Genomic DNA, 18,406 nt, shown 5'->3' with positions numbered 1-18,406 from the left:
AAAATTCTCAATCTAGTCAAATTCCACTGGCAAAGAGCCAAATATTTATAGATTATATATCTGATTATATTGGTTGTTATCTTAGTAGATCCTCATATTCCGATGCCAGAACCACCTCGATGGCAGGAAATCCGATTCCAAAACAGCACGACAGAAGAGAATATGCAGCACGCATGTCGGCGCGCGAGACTTCATCTCGTGTCGGAATTGGCGCGTTCCTTCAGGCGGCGGTACTACATCAGCTCCAAGCGTGCTTCTGTGAAGATGACGTTCGTACAGACCTCGACCGCAATCAATATCCGAAAATGTAACGCATTTTCCGGGTTGTAACGCGATGTAACGATTCGCCCCGTCCCGGAGTCGCTTCCTTGTGAGACGGCAAAAAAAGCGTTAACTGGAGCCCGGCTGGAAGGGGGGTGGCGCGCCGTCAAACCATTTTGGACACCGCAGCCCCCGAGCCATTCCTGACCGAAGGCCCGTTCAGAGGCCTGCCGGCAGGACGACCCGCACGGTAGTTCCCACGCCTTCACTGCTTTCAATCGAAACACGGCCGTTATGGGCGGTGACGATCTTCTTCACGAGGAACAGGCCGAGGCCTGATCCTTCGACGGCTTCCGAATGCCGCCCGCGCGCGCCGAGGACGAAAATCCCGGGAAGCTCGGAGGCCGGGATGCCGCAGCCCCGATCCATGACGGTGATGATGACCTCGTCCCCCGCCATGCCCAGGGCGAGCTCGATCGGCTCGCTGCCTTTCGGCGCGGTGAACTTGACGGCATTTTCGAGCAGATTGACGATCACGAGTTCCATCATGCCCTCATCGGCTGCGATCATCGCCCGCGCGGCCCGCGTTTCGAGGCACAGCTTGATCGCGGGGCCGCTGAGAAGATCACATGCGCGCTGATGCGCGGCGGCGACGAGGGCGCCGGCGTTGGTGGGGGCGAGCCGCGGCCGGAAGGATGGCCCCTGTACCCGGCTGCGGGCCAGGTTGATCTCCAGCATTTCAACGAGCCGCGCGATCGCTCTGCGGATGCGCTCGATCCGTCCCTGGTTGGCACTGTCGTCGGGCTGCAAGGCAAGCCCGATGCTGTCGATACTCGAGCGAATGGCCGCGAGCGGCGTCCGGTACTGATGTGACACGGCTTCGAGAAAGCGGACCTGCTGGAGCTGGGACTGCTTTTCGAGACGCAAAGCTTCCTCGGCGATGCGCCTGGCATCGACCAGCTCACGCGTCCTCTCCTCGACGAGGCCAGCGGCTATGTTCTCTGCGAACTGCGCATGCCGCAGCGCCTCATCCTTCATCTGCTGGGTCAGCGCTTCCGCATCCCGCAGCCTCACCGCTAGAGCCCCTGTCAGCAGGACCGTGAGAAAGAGGCCGGCGATCCCGTAGCTGTGGACAGCCCAATGCGGCAGCCAGGCAACTCCGAGACGTTGCGCCATCGTCAGGAAGGCTCCGAGACAAAGCGCTGCGAATGCCGCGCCCCTTAGACGGCTCGCAGCCCCTTCCTCGCTCCATTGCCTTAGGCCCTGCACCATGTTCACGCAGGCCATGACAATCGTCAGCACCGAACCGATCGGTCCGAAGATCATGTTCTCGCCGGCAAAGGCGAAGCCCACACCCACAAGCCCGGCCACGGCAGCGGCCTGATAGAGGCGATGCACCATCGGCGCCCGATTGCGCAAATCGAGGATGTGCATGTAGGCGATCGCGCTGGCCGTAAGGCCGGCCCAGGCGTTGAAGCCGAGAAAGGCGTCATTGGCGGCGCCGTTGTCGGGAAAGAGATAAAGCCGGCTATAGCCTAGATTGCCCATATAGATCAGCATGATGCCGAGCGTGCTGGCCGCTAGTAACGGATATTGGGCTTTCCTATCGAAATAGTAGAAGACGAGCTGTGTCACCAGCAGCACGCCCATGCCGCCGAGCCACGCGCCATACAGGCTCGCACCCGTGACGACCCGGGTGGTATAGTCTTCGACCGAACCCAGCTGCAGGTGCAGATAGGTGGCCGTATTGGTGTTCAGGATGCGAATGAAGACGCGCGTCGTCGCGCTCTCGGTGAAATCGAGACGAACGGCATAGTCGAGCGCCGAAATCCCGTCCTGCGGTAGCGGGCGACGGTCTCCCATCTCGTGCCGGGTAAAGCGCTCTGCCGAAAAGGGCGCGTCCGGCGCGGCCGTGTAGATATCGACATAGTCGAGAAAGTTCGGCGAGAGCGAGAGGATCGCCTGTGTGGACATCCGGCCCGGCAATTCCAGCCGGATCCAGACGGGGGTCCGGATGAAGCCGAAGTTGACACTCGCCCCCCGGATCGTTCGAAATTCGGCCTGCTTAGCCGAATCGAGTATCTCCGCCAGCGACAATTTCGAGGCGAGGTCGGACAGGATGGCAATCGTGCCGTTTAGCGCGGGTAGCGACTCGGATGCGGGGCGAGTTTCCGCCGCCGACGCAAGATGCACGATGCCGAAGACGAATAGTGCCGCCAGCATGGCGAAGCAAAGCCGGAGCTGGCCGCGCTGCGCCTGGAGCGTCGCGGCCGGTTCGCGGCCGAAACCCTTCGCCGCTGCTGCGCTGGCCGCAGATTGGGGCGGGGGCGTCAACCGAATCTCGTCGCAATGGAGTGAATGCACAATATGATGGCGGAAGCGACCGGCCCGAAAGGTGCTACGCAGGAGATCTCGCAAGATTTCAAAATCATTCTCGTGGAGGATGATCACGATCTCCGTCAGAGCCTCGCCGACTACCTACGACTGCGAAACCTGCGCGTAACGGAGGCGCCGTCCGGCATCGCGTTCTACAAGGCGTTGCGGAATGAGCGCTATGACATCGCGGTCCTGGACGTCAACCTGCCGGATGTCAGCGGCTTCGAACTGGCCAGGGATCTGGCCGCACAGCGGGAGATGGGAATCATTCTGCTGACGGCGCGGACCGGTCGCGACGATCGCGTGCACGGCTATGCTGAAGGAGCCGATCTCTATCTCACCAAGCCGGTTGATACCGAGGAGCTCGCTTTGGCGATTCTCAATCTCGGACGACGTATGCGCCGCCGATCGGACGAAACCGCAAACGCACGAGGGCGTGCTGCCGTCGCGGCGCCTGAAGGCACAGCTTGGCGCCTCAATCGGCAGACGCAAATGCTGCGTTCTCCGGACACCAGATCGGTGAAGCTTTCAGTTCGGGAGGTGATCCTGCTCGAGCATCTGGCGGCGCGGCCGGGCGAGACGGTTTCGCGCGATCTGATCACGGGTCTGTTCGGTCACGCCCGGATCGACCCCGAAAGCCGGCGTTTCGACGCGCTTCTGGCGCGCCTGCGCTCCAAGCTGAAAGCGGTGGGGATGGAATCCCCCTTACAGGTGGTCCACAGCGCGGGCGTGAGGCTGGTCAAGCGGATAGACATTGTCTGACGTGCCCAGACAACCTCGCGCTCCTCTCTCCTGCGCTTGGTCGAAGGTGGCGGCTTCCGTCATGGGCGTTCCCCGGATGCCGCCAAGATCGCTCGGCCGCAGTCGACGCGCGAGCTCTAAGCGCAGCGCGTGTCACGCTGCGTTCCTCAAGCAGGACATCGTGTGCGGACCGTGGGACCTGCGTGTCGCGCCGGCCGGATTACGCTAAAATCGGTAGTGCAGCCGCACGCAGCCCTTATCGATCGCCTGAGCGCTGATCAGTGTCGGGCTCGCGCGAAACCCGGTCAATGGAAAGAGCGGCCGACCGCCGCCTAGCATTTCCGGAATGACGTAGATTTCGATCTCGTCCAGGGCCCCGCGCTCAAGGAAGGCCATCTGCAACTGCCCGCCACCCAGCATCCAGACATCGCCATCCTCCAGTCCGCGCAGCTCGCGGATCACCGCATCGACGTCGTTGCGAACCTCCAGCGGCCCCTTCGGATTGTCGATCGGCCGCGACGTGACGACGATCACGCGCTTGTCCCCGTATGACCAGTGAGAGGAGTCCCCTGCTATGAACTCATATGTGCCGCGCCCCATCACTACGGTGCGAGTTCGTTTGAGGAAGGCGCGGTAGTCATGCTCGCCGAGGTTCATGTCGTCATACTTGAACAGCCAGTCGAGGCTGTCGTCCTCGGCCGTGATCAACCCGTCGAGGCTGGTGGCGATATATCCCAGAATCCGAGCCATGGTGGTCTCTTTTGATTTATAAATGAATATATGTTTATATATATCCATGGCGAGGCACAAGACGATCCCTGACGAGCAAGTACTCGGCAACCTCTTTGAAGCGCTTATGGAGAGCGGGCCCGACAGCCTCACCTTCACGCGCGCCGCGACGGCCTGTGGGCTCTCGCCGGCGACACTGGTCCAGCGCTATGGCAACCGTGAGGCCATGGTTCAGGCCATTTTCCTGCGGGCCTGGGACCGGCTGGATGCGGAGACGGAGGCCGCGGACGCGGAGGAACCACCGACGCCCGAAGGCGCGATAAACCTTCTGATTCGTCTGATGCCGTCCGAAACCGCAGAACGCGATGCCACCAACGGCCTGCGGCTGTTGAGGGAGGACATCCGCAATCCCGCCCTCCGCACCCGCGGCGCTGCCTGGGGCCATCGCTTGGCCGAAGCTCTCGGCCGCCGGCTCTCTAAGGACCGGACGCGAGGCGAACGCCTCGGATGGCAGATGGCGAGCCTCTGGCAGGGCGCACATACGTGGTGGGCCTTCACACGCGACGTGCCGGCGGACCAGGCGATTAGACGGGTGTTGGAGGACTGGATTAGAGGGGTGGAATGACCACTGTCTGGCCCCTAGCTGACGTCCGGAACGTCCGGTTGCGGGAAGCCTGCTGGAGCTAGCAGTCAAGGGCAGCCCTTCCCGGACGGTCAGGAGGGTTGCTCCAGTGCGAGGACGCTTCGCACCTGCCCAAAGTCGCCCCGGTTTTTTGAACAGCGCGGCATTCGCTGACCGTCTGTGAAATCAGCAGGCCACGTGCAGCGGTCGAATGAGAAGCGTGGATTGGGCGCTCGGAAGCTTGCGGCCGGATCAGCGTCCCGGATAGGCCCTTGCGGGGATCGCGGCGAAGTCGCCGCCACGAACCCGCTTGAGCCAGCCATCGTCCTTGCGCGCCAGGATGGTCACGCGATGATCCTGGCTTTGGCGCGTGCTGCGGCGGCGCAGGCCGAGAGCGGCTTGTTCGGCCGGAAATGCGCGACCTGTTCGATTGGCAGGCTGAACGCCGGCCGATGGCGGCAACGAGTTCTTCCCCACCGGAGAGCACGAGACTGAAGCTGTTGCCTAAGTTTCCCGGATCGACTGAACGGATATCTCCGATGAGCCTACCCTGACACACCGGGCTGGACTCGTTCTGGGCGAAGCAATAGACGGTAAGGAGGGTCCGTGCCGTCTCGCACGATTAACCTGCCGGGGCCGGTGGCGATGTGACTCTCCGACCGAGGGAGCCAGCCATGGCGGCAGTTCGCGTCGACAATCATGCCGAGGCCTCGCCCCGCCTTCCGCTCTGGGCCGCTATTTTCGTGACGCTGTCCTGCGTCGCGATACTCGCCTTGAGCGGATGGCGGGAATGGGCCTCCAGAGGCGCCGAATTGAAGAATGCCGAAGTCGATATGACCAATCTTGCGCGCTCGCTCACGCAACATGCGGAGGACACGCTCGAGGTTGCCGACGCGACACTGATGGGCTTGGCTAGCAGGCTTGAGACGAATGGGACGGATCCCGTTGCAATCGCGCGAGTCCAGAGTTTTCTTGAGCTGCGCAAGCCGACACTGGGGCGCATCCGGGGCCTATTCGTTTACGACGAAATGGGGCGTTGGTTGGCGACCACAGAAAACGTGAGTTTCGCCGGCCTCGACAATAGCGATCGGGCCTATTTCCAGCGTCACCGGGCGTCGGATGACCGGCGTGTCTATCTGGGCCAACCCGTCAAGAGCCGGGCTGGTGGACAATGGATCGTCACGATATCCCGCCGCTTCAACCATCCCGACGGCAGTTTTGCCGGCATCGTTCTTGCAACGATCGACGCAGCCTATTTCACACAATTCTATAGCCGGTTCGACCTTGGACCTAACGGCGCCGTCACGCTGCTCAGCGCCGAGGGCATCCTCCTCGCGCGCAGTCCCGATGATGGCACCTATGTCGGGCGGGATATGTCGGCGACACCTCTCCTCAAGGATCGGATGTCCCGCCCGTCAACCAGTGCCTACCATTTCAAATCGCCGCTGGATGGGGTTCGGCGCTTGAGCGCCTACCGATTCAGCGAGCGATATCCATTGCTTCTGCTCGCGACCGAAGCTGAGGACGATGTACTGGCACAATGGCGCGAGGGTGCCACCATACGAATGCTCATCGTGCTGGCGCTGACCTCAGCCATTGGCGCCATAGGGATGTATCTCGTGCGCCAGCTCGTCGCGCGACAGCGCATGGCGGCGGCCTTGGCTGCAAAGGAGGCCGGTTTCCGCCTGCTAGCCGAAGAATCCAGCGATATGGTCACGCGGATCAGTTTCGAGGAACGCATTCTCTATGCCTCGCCCTCGACCGCCCGTGTTTTGGGGTGGGATCCCGCGCAACTCGTGGGAACGCACGCGCTGGCAGGCATCAATCCGGAGGATCTGCCCCGCGTCGAACTGACGGTCGCCGCACTGAAGCGTGGCGACATCGAAGAAGCCAGAATCATTTACCGCACCCAGCGCCGGGAGAAGCCCGAGATCTGGGTCGAGTCGGCCCTGCGCGCGACAAGACATCAGGACACCGGCGCGATCGACGGCGCTGTGGCGATTTCGCGCGACATGACGGAACACAAGGACCTGGAAGACAAACTTGCGGCGCTGGCCGCTTCGGACGGCCTGACAGGATTGGCCAACCGCCGCTGCTTCGATGAGCGGCTAGAGCAGGAATGGGCGAGGGCCGCGAGAGAGAGCACGTCGCTTTCCCTGTTGCTGATCGATCTTGACCATTTCAAGAAGTTCAACGATCGCTACGGCCACCCCGCTGGAGATAGCTGCTTGCGTACCGTCGCGAGCGTCCTTGCGGCCCATGCGCGCCGACCAGCCGATCTGGCAGCAAGATATGGCGGAGAGGAACTCGCCCTCCTATTGCCGAACACAGATGACGAAGGCTGCGAGCAGGTTGGCATGCGATTTCTCGATGCGCTTCGGAACGCCAAGATTCCGCACGCCCCGAACCCGCCCTCGGAACTCGTGACCGCGAGCCTGGGCGGCGCTACCTCATGGCCTGATCCTACCGTTCCAAGGAACTGTCTCTCATTGATCGAAGCGGCCGATCGGGCACTCTACTTCGCCAAGGAGGCCGGCCGCGATCGCCTGATCATGTCGGGACGGGTGATGCTGTGGCCACATGCAAAGCGAGCATGAAACCGAGCGGCCTCTGAAAATTAACTGGGGGCCCGACGGAAAAAACGCCCGGCTCCGCCGAAGCGAGACCGGGCCAATTCGATATCCGCTAACGACGGCAGTCCAGCCGGATGGGGACCTCGATTTCGCGTTGCCCTGTTATGGACAACTCATTGCTGTTCCGGGCGGCTTCGCGGTTGGAAAACCGGCCGTCTTCGATTGTACTGGCAGAGGCGATTCGTTCGGCGAACTTCTACTGGGCGCATGATGCGCGAGTAAGGAGGCGTTTACCTTCCTTAACCAACGGTCAAGACATGACGATGCCTTCCAGCCACGAATCGGCTCAATGATGAGGGATTCGCTATCGTTTTCGGCGTCCGAGTTGGGCCTCCGATCGAAAGGGCTGCGCCTGTCGACCGTGGCGGCGCTTGTTTGGGTCGCCGCTGTCGCGACCGGCTGCGGCGAGCAGCGGCTGGGTGAGGCCGAGCTCTCCTTTGCGACGCGCGCGATAACGGTCGACCCCGGCCGGGCGCTGGTAACGCTTCCTCCCGGAGGGCCTCCCATGGTCAGCGTCACACAGCGCCCCTACGAAAACGCCGTAACCCAGACGATCGCATTGTCGACGCGCGGACGCGCTGCTGGTGAAAACGCCATTCATGTCGCTTTTCTGACGGCCGCCGACGCGCCGGACGCGACCGGTGTCGAGGGGCCGTTGTTCAAGGAACCTAGTATCGAGGATTTCGCAATCGCCCGCGAGATGGAGGAGCGGCTGCCAGGCATCGCGATGTCGCCTTCGGCTGTCTATGTGCAGAACCGCTACGGGCCTTTCGGCTACGCCTTCGGGCGCAGCGCGGCGGGCGAGGCCTGCCTCTACGCCTGGCAACGCATCGCCAGCGGTGACAGCATCTTCCGGCCGAGATCCGGCGTGATTTCCGTGCGCATTCGCGTCTGCGAGCCGGGGGTGTCTGAAAGCGCTCTGTTGCGGCTGGCTTATGGCTATTCGGTCAATGCGCAGCTGAGGCGCTCCAGCTGGAATCCGGTCGGCGAAGCGCCGCCTCCTCCCACCGGCCTTGGCGAGGCGGGCGCTCCGATCTATCCGATGCCGCAGGCCTCGCCGGGCACGTTCCCGGAGGCCTCCGAGCGTCCGGCAACACGGGCGCGGCCCGTGCGCGCCGTTCGCCCGCGGCCTGCCCGCGCCGAGCCAGCAGATCCCATCCCCGACCGGCCTTTGGAGGGCTACCCGACCGTGCCGCCGCCGCCGGCGAACTGAAGCCGAACAGAACACCTCGCGAGTTCCGATGCGTACAACGAGCTATGTCATCGTCTGGGCCGTGATCGCCGCCATCGTGGTGGTTCTGATCACGTTGCCGATCAGCCTGCAGGCGCATCTGATCGCCGGCACGATCGTGGTCGCGTCGATGATCGTGCTGAAGTTCCTGCGGCCTGATGGCGTCTGGCGACTGATCGCGCTGGGGCTCGGGACCGCGATCGTGTTGCGCTACATCTATTGGCGCACCACGAGCACACTGCCGCCGGTCAACCAGATCGAGGACTTCATCCCCGCGATGATCCTGTATCTGGCCGAGCTCTACAATATCGGCATGCTGTTCCTCAGCCTGTTCGTGGTGGCGATGCCGCTGCCGCCGCGCAAGACGCCGCCGATCGATCCGGAGCACGCGCCAAGCGTCGACGTCTTCGTCCCGTCCTACAATGAAGACGCCGATCTGCTCGCGATGACGCTGTCGGCGGCGCTTGCGATGGACTACCCGGCTGGCAAGCTGAACGTCTATCTGCTCGACGACGGCGGCACGGACGAGAAGTGCAATTCCGACAATTTCGTCGTGGCCAGCGCGGCGAAATACAGGCGGCTCGAATTGCAGCAGCTCTGCGCCGGGCTAGGCTGCACCTATCTCACCCGCGAGCGCAACCTCAGCGCCAAGGCCGGCAATCTCAACAACGGCATCGCCCATTCGACGGGCGACCTCATCGTGGTTTTCGATGCCGACCATGCGCCCGCCCGATCGTTCCTCACCGAGACGATCGGCTATTTCGGGCAGGATCCGAAGCTCTTCCTGGTCCAGACGCCGCATTTCTTCATCAATCCCGACCCGCTCGAGCGCAACCTCCAGACCTTCAAATACATGCCGTCCGAGAACGAGATGTTCTACGGCATCATCCAGCGCGGCCTCGACAAATGGGACGCTTCCTTCTTCTGCGGTTCGGCCGCCGTGTTGCGCCGCACGGCGCTGGAGACGACGGGGGGATTCGCCGGCCGCAGCATCACGGAGGATGCGGAAACCGCGCTCACCCTCCACGCTACCGGCTGGCACAGCGTCTACGTCGACAGGCCCCTGATCGCCGGGCTGCAGCCGGCAACCTTCGCCTCCTTCATCGGCCAGCGCTCGCGCTGGGCGCAGGGGATGATGCAGATCCTGATCTATCATCGCCCGCTGTTCAAAACCGGCCTCTCTCTGCCGCAGCGGCTCTGCTACTGCTCCTCCGCGCTGTTCTGGCTATTTCCCTTCGCGCGCCTGGTCTTCCTCATCTCGCCGCTGTTCTACCTCTTCTTCGGCCTGGAGATCTTCACGGCCTCGGGCGCCGAGTTCTTCGCCTACATCCTCAGCTACATGGTCGTGAACCTGATGATGCAGAACTATCTCTATGGCCGCTATCGCTGGCCATGGATCTCGGAGCTCTACGAGTTCATCCAGTCGGTCTACCTGCTTCCCGCCGTCATCTCCGTCCTGCTCAATCCCGGCAAGCCGACCTTCAAGGTCACGGCGAAGAACGAATCGCTCGCGACCCGCCACGTGTCCGAGCTCGGCAAGCCGTTCTTCATCATCTTCGCCGTGCTGGCGCTCGGCGTCGTCGCCACCTGGTGGCGTGTCATCACCCAGCCCTACAACGCCGACACCACCTTCGTCGTCGGCATGTGGAACATCCTCAACCTGCTGATGGCAGGCTGCGCGCTCGGCGTCGTCTCGGAGCGACCCGAGATCCGCGGCGCGGGGCGTTTCGCGGTCAAGCGCCGCGGCGAGATCGTCATCGATGGACGAACCGCGCCGATCGTCACCGAGAACGCCTCGGTGAGCGGCGTCGCGATCCGGGTGCTCTCCTCGGAATTCAACAAGCTGCCGCTCGGCAGCACGGCCAGCATCTCGTTCGAGACCACCATCGACATGCCTCGCGGCGCGCTGCCGGTGCGGGTGACGCGGGTCGTGCCGGATGAAAAGGGCCTGCTCCTCGGCTGCCGCTACGAGGCGAGCGAGCCGATACACAGCCGGATGATCGCCGATCTCGTCTTCTCCGATGCCGAGCGCTGGAGCCGCTTCCAGAAGTCCAGGCGCCAGAACATGGGCGTGGTCTACGGCACGCTGCGCTTCCTGCGCGTCGCGATTTTCCAGACCAGCCGCGGCCTCTCCTATTTCTTCAAGCTCTACCGGCTGACGCCGAGCTCCCGCGCGCAGGCGAAGGCGGCCGAATGAAGCCCGTCTCGATCCTCGCCGCGGCCGCGCTATCCCTGCTCGGGACGACGGGCTTCGCCCAGAAACCGGCGCCTCAGGCTCCAGCCTCCGCGCCGCCGCCGTTCCTGATCGACCCCACTCAGAAGCCGCAACCCAAACCCGCACCAGCCGAACCCGCCGCGCCGCAGGCATCGGGCGCGGAAGCGAGCATGGCTCCCGCGGGCATCTACAAGCCGCTCCTGCCGGCGCAACGCGTCTCGCTCGAGGGCGAGAGCGACAATCGCAGCTGGGCTTTCTATCTCACGCAGGATCAGGCCACCGCCGAGGTCAGCCTCGACGTGGCGTTCCAGAACGCGCTCGTCGTCATGCCCGAGGCGTCGCGGCTGACCGTGCGCGTCAATGGCGAGCGCGTCACCGAACAGCCGATCGCCTCCTCCGACCGGATGGCGCGTGTCTCGGTCGCATTGCGCAAGGGGCTGCTGCGCCCGGGGCAAAACACGATCACTTTCGAAGCCGTGCAGCGCCATCGCATCGATTGCACCCTGGCCTCCACCTACGAGCTGTGGACGCGCATCGACGGTGCCGGCACGCGCCTGCGCTTCAGCGGTGACGCCCAGCAGTTCCGCTATCGCGGCATCGACGATCTTCCCGCAATCGGCGGCGACGAGGGCGGCCAGACGGTGATCAACATCGTCGCCCCCAGTGCTTCGCGCGCCATTGCGGGCAATACGATCCTCGCCGTCGCCCAGGCCGTCGCGCTGCGCGGCCGCTATGGACAGGTCGTGGTGCGGATCTCCGAACGGCCGCCGGAGCGGCTGCGCCCGGGAGCGCTGACCGTCGTCATCGGCACCGCGAACGAGCTGCGCGACCTGCTCGGCACACTGCCGGAGGAAGCGGCGACGCGGGCCTTCATCGGCTTCTCCGCCAATTCCAGGCTGGGCCCCGCGACGCTGCTCGTCGCCGGCCAGGGCTGGCCGGATATCGAGGCGACCGTCGCCAAGGTGCTGACCGAGCCCGTCTCGCGGCCGACGAACATCAACCGCTCCAGCATGGACACGGCGAGCTGGCACATGCCCGACGCGCCCTATGTCGCGGAAAAGCGGGTGCTGCGCTTCGCCGATCTCGGCATCCCGACGCAGGAAGCGACCGGCAGGCGGCTGCGGGTGCGGGCGCTAATGGCGATGCCGGGTGATTTTTACGCCAACGCCTATGGCGAGGCGACACTGTATCTCGACGGCGCCTATTCGGACGAAGTGCTGCCCGGCCAAAGCCATATCGAGATCTTCGTCAACGGCAATGTCGCGGCCACCGTGCCCCTGAACACGACGAAAGGCGGCCTCTTTCAGCAGTTCCCGATCATGGTGCCGCTGCGCCACTTCCGCCCCGGGGTGAACGAGATCTGGGTCGAGGCCGTGACGCTGACGCGATCCGACGAGGCCTGCGCTCCCGGCGCGACGCTGCCGGGCAGGAGCCGTTTCGCGCTGTTCGACACAAGCAGCATCTCCGTGCCCGAATTCGCCAAGATCGGCGTCAACCCGAACCTGGCCGCGATCGCGGGGACCGGCTTTCCCTATTCGATCGCGCCGCGCATCGCGCTGGTGATGGGTCGCCTCGACGCCGCCAATTACGGAGCTGCCGCGACGCTGCTCGCGCGTTTGGCGCAACGGGCGAGCCGCCCGCTCGCGGTCGACCCTCTCGCCAATCTTTCGACGGTGGGGGACCGTCCCGCCTTGATCGTGGCGGCGGCGGGCCAAATGCCGACCGGGCTCCTGCCACGCGTGGGCATTGCCGATACGGTGCGAACGACCTGGCCGCAGCGCGACGACGCCGTCGTCGTCACGGCCGACGCCGAAGGCGCGGCCGTGTTCGATGCGGTGATCAACCGCTTCCAGGGCCGCCAGACCACGCCGGAAGATTCCGGCGGAGGCCCGGCGACCACCAACGAGATCCGCGATCGCTGGCGGACCTCGCTCGGCGGCCCCTTCGCGCGCTATTTCGTCGCTTTCGACGGCTGGCTGCAGCGTACCTTCGACCTCTCCTTCGCCCAGCTGCGTGCCCCTTTGCGGACCGTCACGCTCTACGAGCCCGCAGAGGGGGCCGATCTCGTCGTCGCGCAGGCGGCCGATCCCGATACGCGCCAGGTCTGGACCGCCTTCGTCGCCCGCCGGGAGGAGGCGCTGGAAGCCAGCGTCGAGCGTGCCGTGACGCCGGGTAACTGGGCCGCGATGGGTGGCAAGATCACGGCCTTCCGGGGTTCGCAGGAGACGCATGTCGTCTCGGCCGACACCACGAGATTCGTCGCGACGCGGCCCTTCAGCCCCGCCAATATGCGGCTCGTCCTGGCGAACTGGATGTCGAGCAATATCGGGATTTTCGCGCTGACCCTGCTCGTCGCCTGCATTGGCCTCGGTATCGGGACCTCGCTGGTGCTGGGGCGCCTGGGGCGGCGCAGATGAGGGCAGTTCTCTCCATCCTGACTCTCGCCATGACGCTCATCGCTTCGACTGCCGGCGCGGCACTGCCCGAAGGCGCCTGGGACCTCTACCGCCAGAAATTCGTCACGGCCGAGGGGCGCGTCGTCGACGATGCCAACGGCAATATCAGCCACAGCGAGAGCCAGGGTTACGGCATGCTGCTCGCCTGCCTGGCGGGCGATCGCAGCAGCTTCGCCAGCATCTTCGCCTTCACGCGGACCGAACTCCTGATCCGTGACGATGGGCTCGCCGCCTGGCGCTGGGATCCCAATGCCAAGCCGCACGTCACCGACATCAACAATGCGAGCGACGGCGACCTGCTGATTGCCCAGGCGCTCGCCTGCGCCGGTACGCGTTGGGCCATGCCGGCCTATACCGCAGCCGCCCGCCAGATCGCGCGTTCGCTGGCGAAGGTCGCTCTGCTCAAGCGCGGCGGCGATCTCTGGCTGATGCCCGGCGCCCAGGGCTTTTCGGAGAAGGAGCGCGCGGATGGGCCGGTGGTGAACCCGTCCTACTGGGTGTTCGATGCGCTGCCGGTGATCGCGCAGATCACCGGCGATAGCAGCTGGATTCAGGTTCAGGCAAGCGGGTTGAAGCTTCTCGATACGCTGGCCAAAGCGAAGCAGCTCGCGCCGGAATGGCTTTCGATCAAGGACGCGCCGAAGCCGGCGCAGGGCTTTCCGGCACAGTTCGGCTACAATGCGATCCGCATTCCACTTTACCTGCTTCGCGCCGGACTTGGCGACGAGGCGCGACTCGAACCATTCCGGCAGGCTTGGGCGAACGGCACGGCCGTGATCGATGTCGCCAACCGCAAGCCGGTCGAGCTGCTTCCGGATGCCGGCTACCGCATCCTCGCCGCGGCCATGGCCTGCGCCATCGACGGCGCGGCGATTCCCGCCGATCTCAAGGTCTTCCAGCCGACGCTCTACTACCCGTCGACGCTGCACCTGCTCACGCTCTCGATGCTGGCGGAAAGGTATCCGCGATGCATGTGAAATATGTCCTGCTGGCCATGGCGGCCTCCGGCGCGGCCTTCTACTCGGTCGGTCGCTACGGACATGACGTCGATCTGGCCCCGCCGGCCGCGATCCGTCAGGCGATGGCTCTCGGCGACACTCAGCAGACGCAGGCACTGCCCCAGATCGCCCAGGCTCCCACCAACCCGCCTGCGCAGGCACCGGCCCAGCCCACGCAGAAGCCGCCGGCAATCGATGAGAGTGCGTTGCGCTACTTCGCTTCGCAGGGCGACAGGCGGCGGATGGACGCTGAGCTCGCGCGGCTGCGCGCGCTGTATCCGGAATGGCAGCCGCCGGCCGATCTGACTTCGCCCGGCTCGGTCGGCGATCCCGAGCTCGAGCGGATGTGGAAGCTCTTCTCGGAGGGCAAGATCGGCGAGGTCCGCGCCGCGATCGCCAAGCGCAGCACGAGCGATCCGAACTGGCGCGCGCCCGCAGATCTGGTCGCGCAGCTCGATGCCGCCGAAGCGGGCCAGCGGCTCGTCAACGCCTCCGATGCGCGCCAATGGGAGCAGGTGATCCGTATCGGCACCGAGACGCCGGCGCTTTTGACATGCGCCAATGTCGATGCTCTCTGGCGCGTCGCGGAAGCCTTCGTGCAGACCGGCAAGCAGGAGCGGGCCCGCGACGCTTACGCCTACGTCCTGACGAACTGCAACACGCCGGGCGAGCGCGTCGGCACGATGCAGAAGGCCTTGGCGACCCTGCCGGAAGCGATGGTCGAAGCGCTGCTCGCGCAGGAGCGCGAGAGCGAATTCTCCAGCATTCGCGATGAACTCGCCCGCCGCCGCATCGGCCGCGCGGCGGAGGATGCCAAGCTCACCGTCTCCGCCGATGATCTGCGCCGCATCGAGACGCTGGCCAACGCCGCGGCCACGCCCGACGACGCGATCCTGCTCGGCTTCTACAGCCTCCACCAAAACATGTCGGCCAAGGCCGAGACCTGGTTCCGGACCGCGCTCTCGCGCAATGGCGGGGCCAAGGCGGCGGAGGGCGCGGTGCTCGCCTTCGGTCTCAACAAGAAATACGCCGAGGCGGAAGCGCTAGGCGCGCAATGGCTGGAGGCCGGCGCAGCCAACCGCAAGGCCTATCTCGACGTCGCGGCGAGCCTGCTCACGCAGGAGCCGCCGCCGAAGCTCGAGCGCGCCGTCGTGGAGCGGATCGCGAAGGCGGTCGATACCGACCGCTATGCCCCTGGTGCGGCGAGCCTCGGCTGGTACGCCTATAATTCCGGCCAAACCGCGCCGGCCGAACGCTGGTTCGATACGGCTTTGTCATGGGATCGCAGCTACGAACCCGCGGCCTATGGCTTGGCGCTCTCGCGGCAGCGCGTGCGCGATCGGGCAGGCTTGCGGCAGGTGATGACGGAATGGGGCAAGCGCTCCGAGCGGACCGCGGCCCTGCTCGATCGGCCCCGCCTGGAGCCGGCCGAACGAGCCGCCACGCGCCCGGCGATCCGCCAGCAGGCCGAGCTCGTCGAGCCTGCGCCCGCGCGCACCGTTCACACTGAGTCTGCCCGGCAGAGCGCACGCATCGAGGGCGAGCCGCAACCAGTCGAGCGGCGCAGTGCGACGTCACGGCCCGCCGGCGGATGCGGCTCTGGCACGACGGGTGCAGCTGCCTTGCAGCAGGGCTGGTGCCTGCTCAATCTCAAGCGTCCGGCCGCTGCGGTCGAAGCGTTCGAGGCAGCGATGCGGAGTGGGAACGCCAAGGTCACTGCCGACGCTGCCGCCGGCAAGGCTTATGCAAAAATGCAGCAGGGCCTGACCTCGGAGGCCAGCGCCGCCGCGGCGCAGGCAAATGTCTCGCCCGCACGACGCGCCGAATTGTCGGCGGTGCTGCTCGGCGAGCGCTTCTACGCGCAATACGATGCGCGCGATTTCGCGGGCGCGCTCGTAACGTTGTCCGAGCGCAGCCGCCATGCCCCCGAAACGACCGATCTGATGCTGATGCGCGGCTGGTCCTACTTCAACCTCGGCCGTTACGACGATGCGAGCAAGGTCTTCACCGCGATCTATCGTGCCAACGGCTCGGCGCAGGCGATGTCTGGTCTGACCGCAATACGCGACATCACGCAGCGCAATCGCTATTGATCGTTGGACAAGTGGTTTAGCCTGAGACCCTCTTCGCCACCGGTCTGAGGGAGAGTCCTGGGTTTCAAAGCCGAGGCCGATTTTCCCTACGAACAGACCGCGCTCCGCGAAATCTCGCGTGCGCTCCAGCGGCTCAGGGGCCTTCATGGATGACAGGGGCTTGGCGCTAGGGTGCCGATTAGAATGATGGAGGCGGGGAGCCAAGAGCTTCCTCGACCGACACACCAGTCTTTTCCGCGACGATCTCCGCCCCTGAACGGCTGGTAGCCTGACTGGCACAGCGGGAGTCTTGTCGGGTAAACGCTCACACTGACCTTTGTCCCGACCTGTTCGACATAAGCTTCAGCTTCGACTGTCTTCCGGAACGGCCCCTGCAGCCAGATTGCTGTTATGCAGAAGTGCTGCTGATTTGACCCACTTTTCTGAAATGGACCGGCGATGCTGGGGGCCCTGAGCGGCAGAGTGCCGATGGCCCAGTTGTGGCCGATCGAGTTCATGAAGTTGATGGCGATCGCCTTGCGGATTTTGGCGTATCGGCTGTGTCGGGGATGCGGTCCTGCGGAGTGCTCACGCAACCAGAGACGCTGAGCATAAGCACCGCGGCGGTGGCAAATCAGAACATTCGGCGAATCCCCCAAGGCGTGTCACGTCGCTGATATCAAGTGCGGGTTGGCCAAGCCAGCGGGTCGCTAGTGCGTCTTTGGTCGGTTCGCGGGTTGATCTACAGGAGCGAAGCTTGCGCCGGCCGGTCCTCTTCGCTGCTGTCGCCATCCTTCTTCACGCCGCGCGCAACGATATCGAGGGAGCCATCCGGTAGGGGCCTTTGCAGCGCCCTCGCCTGCTCCCACGGTGCCGTCATCCAAGTCTCGCATTCTTCCGGCGTCGTCAGGATCACCGGCATTGCCTTTGGGTGGACGGCACCGACCTCCGCATTCGGATCGGTCGTGAGAAAGGCGTAGAGGTCGATCGTCTCCTCGCCTGTCTTGATCTTGCGCACGCTGGCCCATTGCGGCGCCCAGATGCCGGCGAAGAACGCCGTTGGCCGCTCTTCGCCGAAAGCGAACCAAATGTCCTGCTTAGTGCTCCATGGCTCAGTCTGGATCGCGGATAGGCCGCGCTCCCTGCGAAAACAGCCCCCGCAGATAGCCTCGCGATGTCGAGCGGTCGGCATCGGCCAGCAGGACGATGAAGTCATGAGCCAACGCGCGCAGAGCAGCGGCCTCGGTGCCGTGCTCCTCCATCAGCATGGAAACAATGCCCGTGATTTCCGCGTCCAGCGTGGTGTCTTCGACGTGCTGATCGGCTGGCTGGGCTGACATCGTTCTTGTTCCCGAATAGGAGAACAGAATCAGAACATCAGGCCGGAGAGTCAAGCCATGAAGCGAAACCGGCGGCGCGCATGACAAGGATGGCCGGGAAATTCCGCCGGCCACCGTTGGTAGCCGCCTCGCTTTGGGCCTGCGCTGTGTCGAGATTTTCTGTAACGAGTGCAAGCACCACAAGAACGGCATCGACGTGAGCGGCTTGCCGCCGGAAACACCGATCCCGGATATTTACCTCCGCTATATCTGCTACCGCTGCGGCTCGAAGAACCTCATAAGCCGGGGCGATACGCACGAGTTCTATGAGCAGATCGATAGAGCCGAAGGGAACGATCGGGTTAGGCGCCAGTCGAGGCTCGCCGTCAGCAGCGTCAGCTTTGCGGAGCACATCAATCCCGGCTCCTAACCTCTCCCTTGGGATTCAGATCAACCGTAGAGGTGCGGCCATTCACGAGCGCCTTGGCGGTCCATCCACCATCTGAGGTACGTGCGAGCTCGCGAACATCGGAATACCCGCTGGCTGCCAGCTTTTGCCTCGCCTCATCCTCAGATTGAGCAGGCGCGGGCTGCATGGTCTCTGCGGGCGGCGCATTCTGTGGTGGTCCGGTCGGCGAAATCTGCGCCTGTGCCGAACAGCAAAGCGCAAGGATCAAGACGCCGGCGCGAAAGCACATGTCGCCCTCCTTCAAGTGAGAGGCCAAGGCCCCGATCGCGAGCTGCCGGTACATC

General features: G+C 64.4%; 13 protein-coding genes and 1 pseudogene. 8 read left to right on the top strand and 6 right to left on the bottom strand.

The features are described from left to right. Positions 1-480: 480 nt before the first annotated feature. The gene (locus AB6806_RS19970; protein ID WP_370955328.1) at positions 481-2,712 is read right to left on the bottom strand and encodes a sensor histidine kinase; all 2,232 of its coding nucleotides are present in this window, start codon (positions 2,710-2,712) and stop codon (positions 481-483) included. Between AB6806_RS19970 and AB6806_RS19965 the strand changes: the two genes are divergently transcribed. Next, positions 2,698-3,399: a response regulator transcription factor gene (locus AB6806_RS19965; protein ID WP_370955327.1), complete on the top strand. Its 702-nt coding sequence runs from the start codon at positions 2,698-2,700 to the stop codon at positions 3,397-3,399. The two genes, AB6806_RS19970 and AB6806_RS19965, sit on opposite strands and share 15 nt — an antisense overlap. Before the next feature lie 204 nt (positions 3,400-3,603). Here AB6806_RS19965 and AB6806_RS19960 read toward each other — a convergent pair whose 3' ends face one another. Further along, a complete protein-coding gene (locus AB6806_RS19960) occupies positions 3,604-4,128 on the bottom strand; it encodes a dihydrofolate reductase family protein (RefSeq protein ID WP_370955326.1) in 525 nt (174 codons plus the stop codon). Between the two features lie 46 nt (positions 4,129-4,174). Here AB6806_RS19960 and AB6806_RS19955 point away from each other — a divergent pair, with 46 nt between their 5' ends. The 7 genes from AB6806_RS19955 (at position 4,175) to AB6806_RS19925 (ending at position 16,355) form a co-directional block, all read left to right on the top strand. Next, positions 4,175-4,732: a TetR/AcrR family transcriptional regulator gene (locus tag AB6806_RS19955; RefSeq protein WP_370955325.1), complete on the top strand. Its 558-nt coding sequence runs from the start codon at positions 4,175-4,177 to the stop codon at positions 4,730-4,732. A 671-nt stretch (positions 4,733-5,403) separates the two neighbouring features. Beyond that, the gene (locus tag AB6806_RS19950) at positions 5,404-7,326 is read left to right on the top strand and encodes a diguanylate cyclase domain-containing protein (RefSeq protein ID WP_370955324.1); all 1,923 of its coding nucleotides are present in this window, start codon (positions 5,404-5,406) and stop codon (positions 7,324-7,326) included. 325 nt (positions 7,327-7,651) lie between these two features. Next, positions 7,652-8,575, top strand: a complete 924-nt coding sequence (gene bcsN, locus AB6806_RS19945) for a cellulose biosynthesis protein BcsN (RefSeq protein WP_370955323.1) — start codon at positions 7,652-7,654, stop codon at positions 8,573-8,575. 28 nt (positions 8,576-8,603) lie between these two features. Further along, positions 8,604-10,790: a UDP-forming cellulose synthase catalytic subunit gene (gene bcsA / locus AB6806_RS19940; protein ID WP_370955322.1), complete on the top strand. Its 2,187-nt coding sequence runs from the start codon at positions 8,604-8,606 to the stop codon at positions 10,788-10,790. Further along, positions 10,787-13,225: a cellulose biosynthesis cyclic di-GMP-binding regulatory protein BcsB gene (locus AB6806_RS19935; RefSeq protein ID WP_370955321.1), complete on the top strand. Its 2,439-nt coding sequence runs from the start codon at positions 10,787-10,789 to the stop codon at positions 13,223-13,225. Before bcsA ends, AB6806_RS19935 begins: the two co-directional genes overlap by 4 nt. Next, on the top strand, positions 13,222-14,241 hold the full coding sequence (locus AB6806_RS19930; RefSeq protein WP_370955320.1) for a family 8 glycosyl hydrolase: 1,020 nt from the start codon (positions 13,222-13,224) through the stop codon (positions 14,239-14,241). The genes AB6806_RS19935 and AB6806_RS19930 overlap by 4 nt, the downstream gene beginning before the upstream one ends. Beyond that, complete coding sequence (locus AB6806_RS19925) at positions 14,232-16,355, top strand: tetratricopeptide repeat protein (RefSeq protein ID WP_370955319.1); 2,124 nt, start codon at positions 14,232-14,234, stop codon at positions 16,353-16,355. Before AB6806_RS19930 ends, AB6806_RS19925 begins: the two co-directional genes overlap by 10 nt. Before the next feature lie 721 nt (positions 16,356-17,076). Here the strand turns inward: AB6806_RS19925 and AB6806_RS19920 are convergent. From AB6806_RS19920 to AB6806_RS19905, 4 genes and pseudogenes are all read right to left on the bottom strand, one after another. Then, positions 17,077-17,427, bottom strand: a pseudogene (locus tag AB6806_RS19920) (SOS response-associated peptidase family protein); the annotation flags it as partial. 19 nt (positions 17,428-17,446) lie between these two features. Next, positions 17,447-17,674: a hypothetical protein gene (locus AB6806_RS19915; protein ID WP_370955537.1), complete on the bottom strand. Its 228-nt coding sequence runs from the start codon at positions 17,672-17,674 to the stop codon at positions 17,447-17,449. 37 nt (positions 17,675-17,711) lie between these two features. Beyond that, complete coding sequence (locus AB6806_RS19910) at positions 17,712-18,065, bottom strand: hypothetical protein (RefSeq protein WP_370955318.1); 354 nt, start codon at positions 18,063-18,065, stop codon at positions 17,712-17,714. 1 nt (position 18,066) lies between these two features. Continuing rightward, positions 18,067-18,405, bottom strand: a complete 339-nt coding sequence (locus AB6806_RS19905) for a hypothetical protein (protein ID WP_370955317.1) — start codon at positions 18,403-18,405, stop codon at positions 18,067-18,069. Position 18,406: the final 1 nt, after the last annotated feature.

It is taken from the genome of Allobosea sp. RCC_152_1, assembly GCF_041360765.1.
Taxonomy (GTDB): domain Bacteria; phylum Pseudomonadota; class Alphaproteobacteria; order Rhizobiales; family Beijerinckiaceae; genus Allobosea; species Allobosea spartocytisi.
This window is presented reverse-complemented; position numbering and strand designations above follow the sequence as displayed.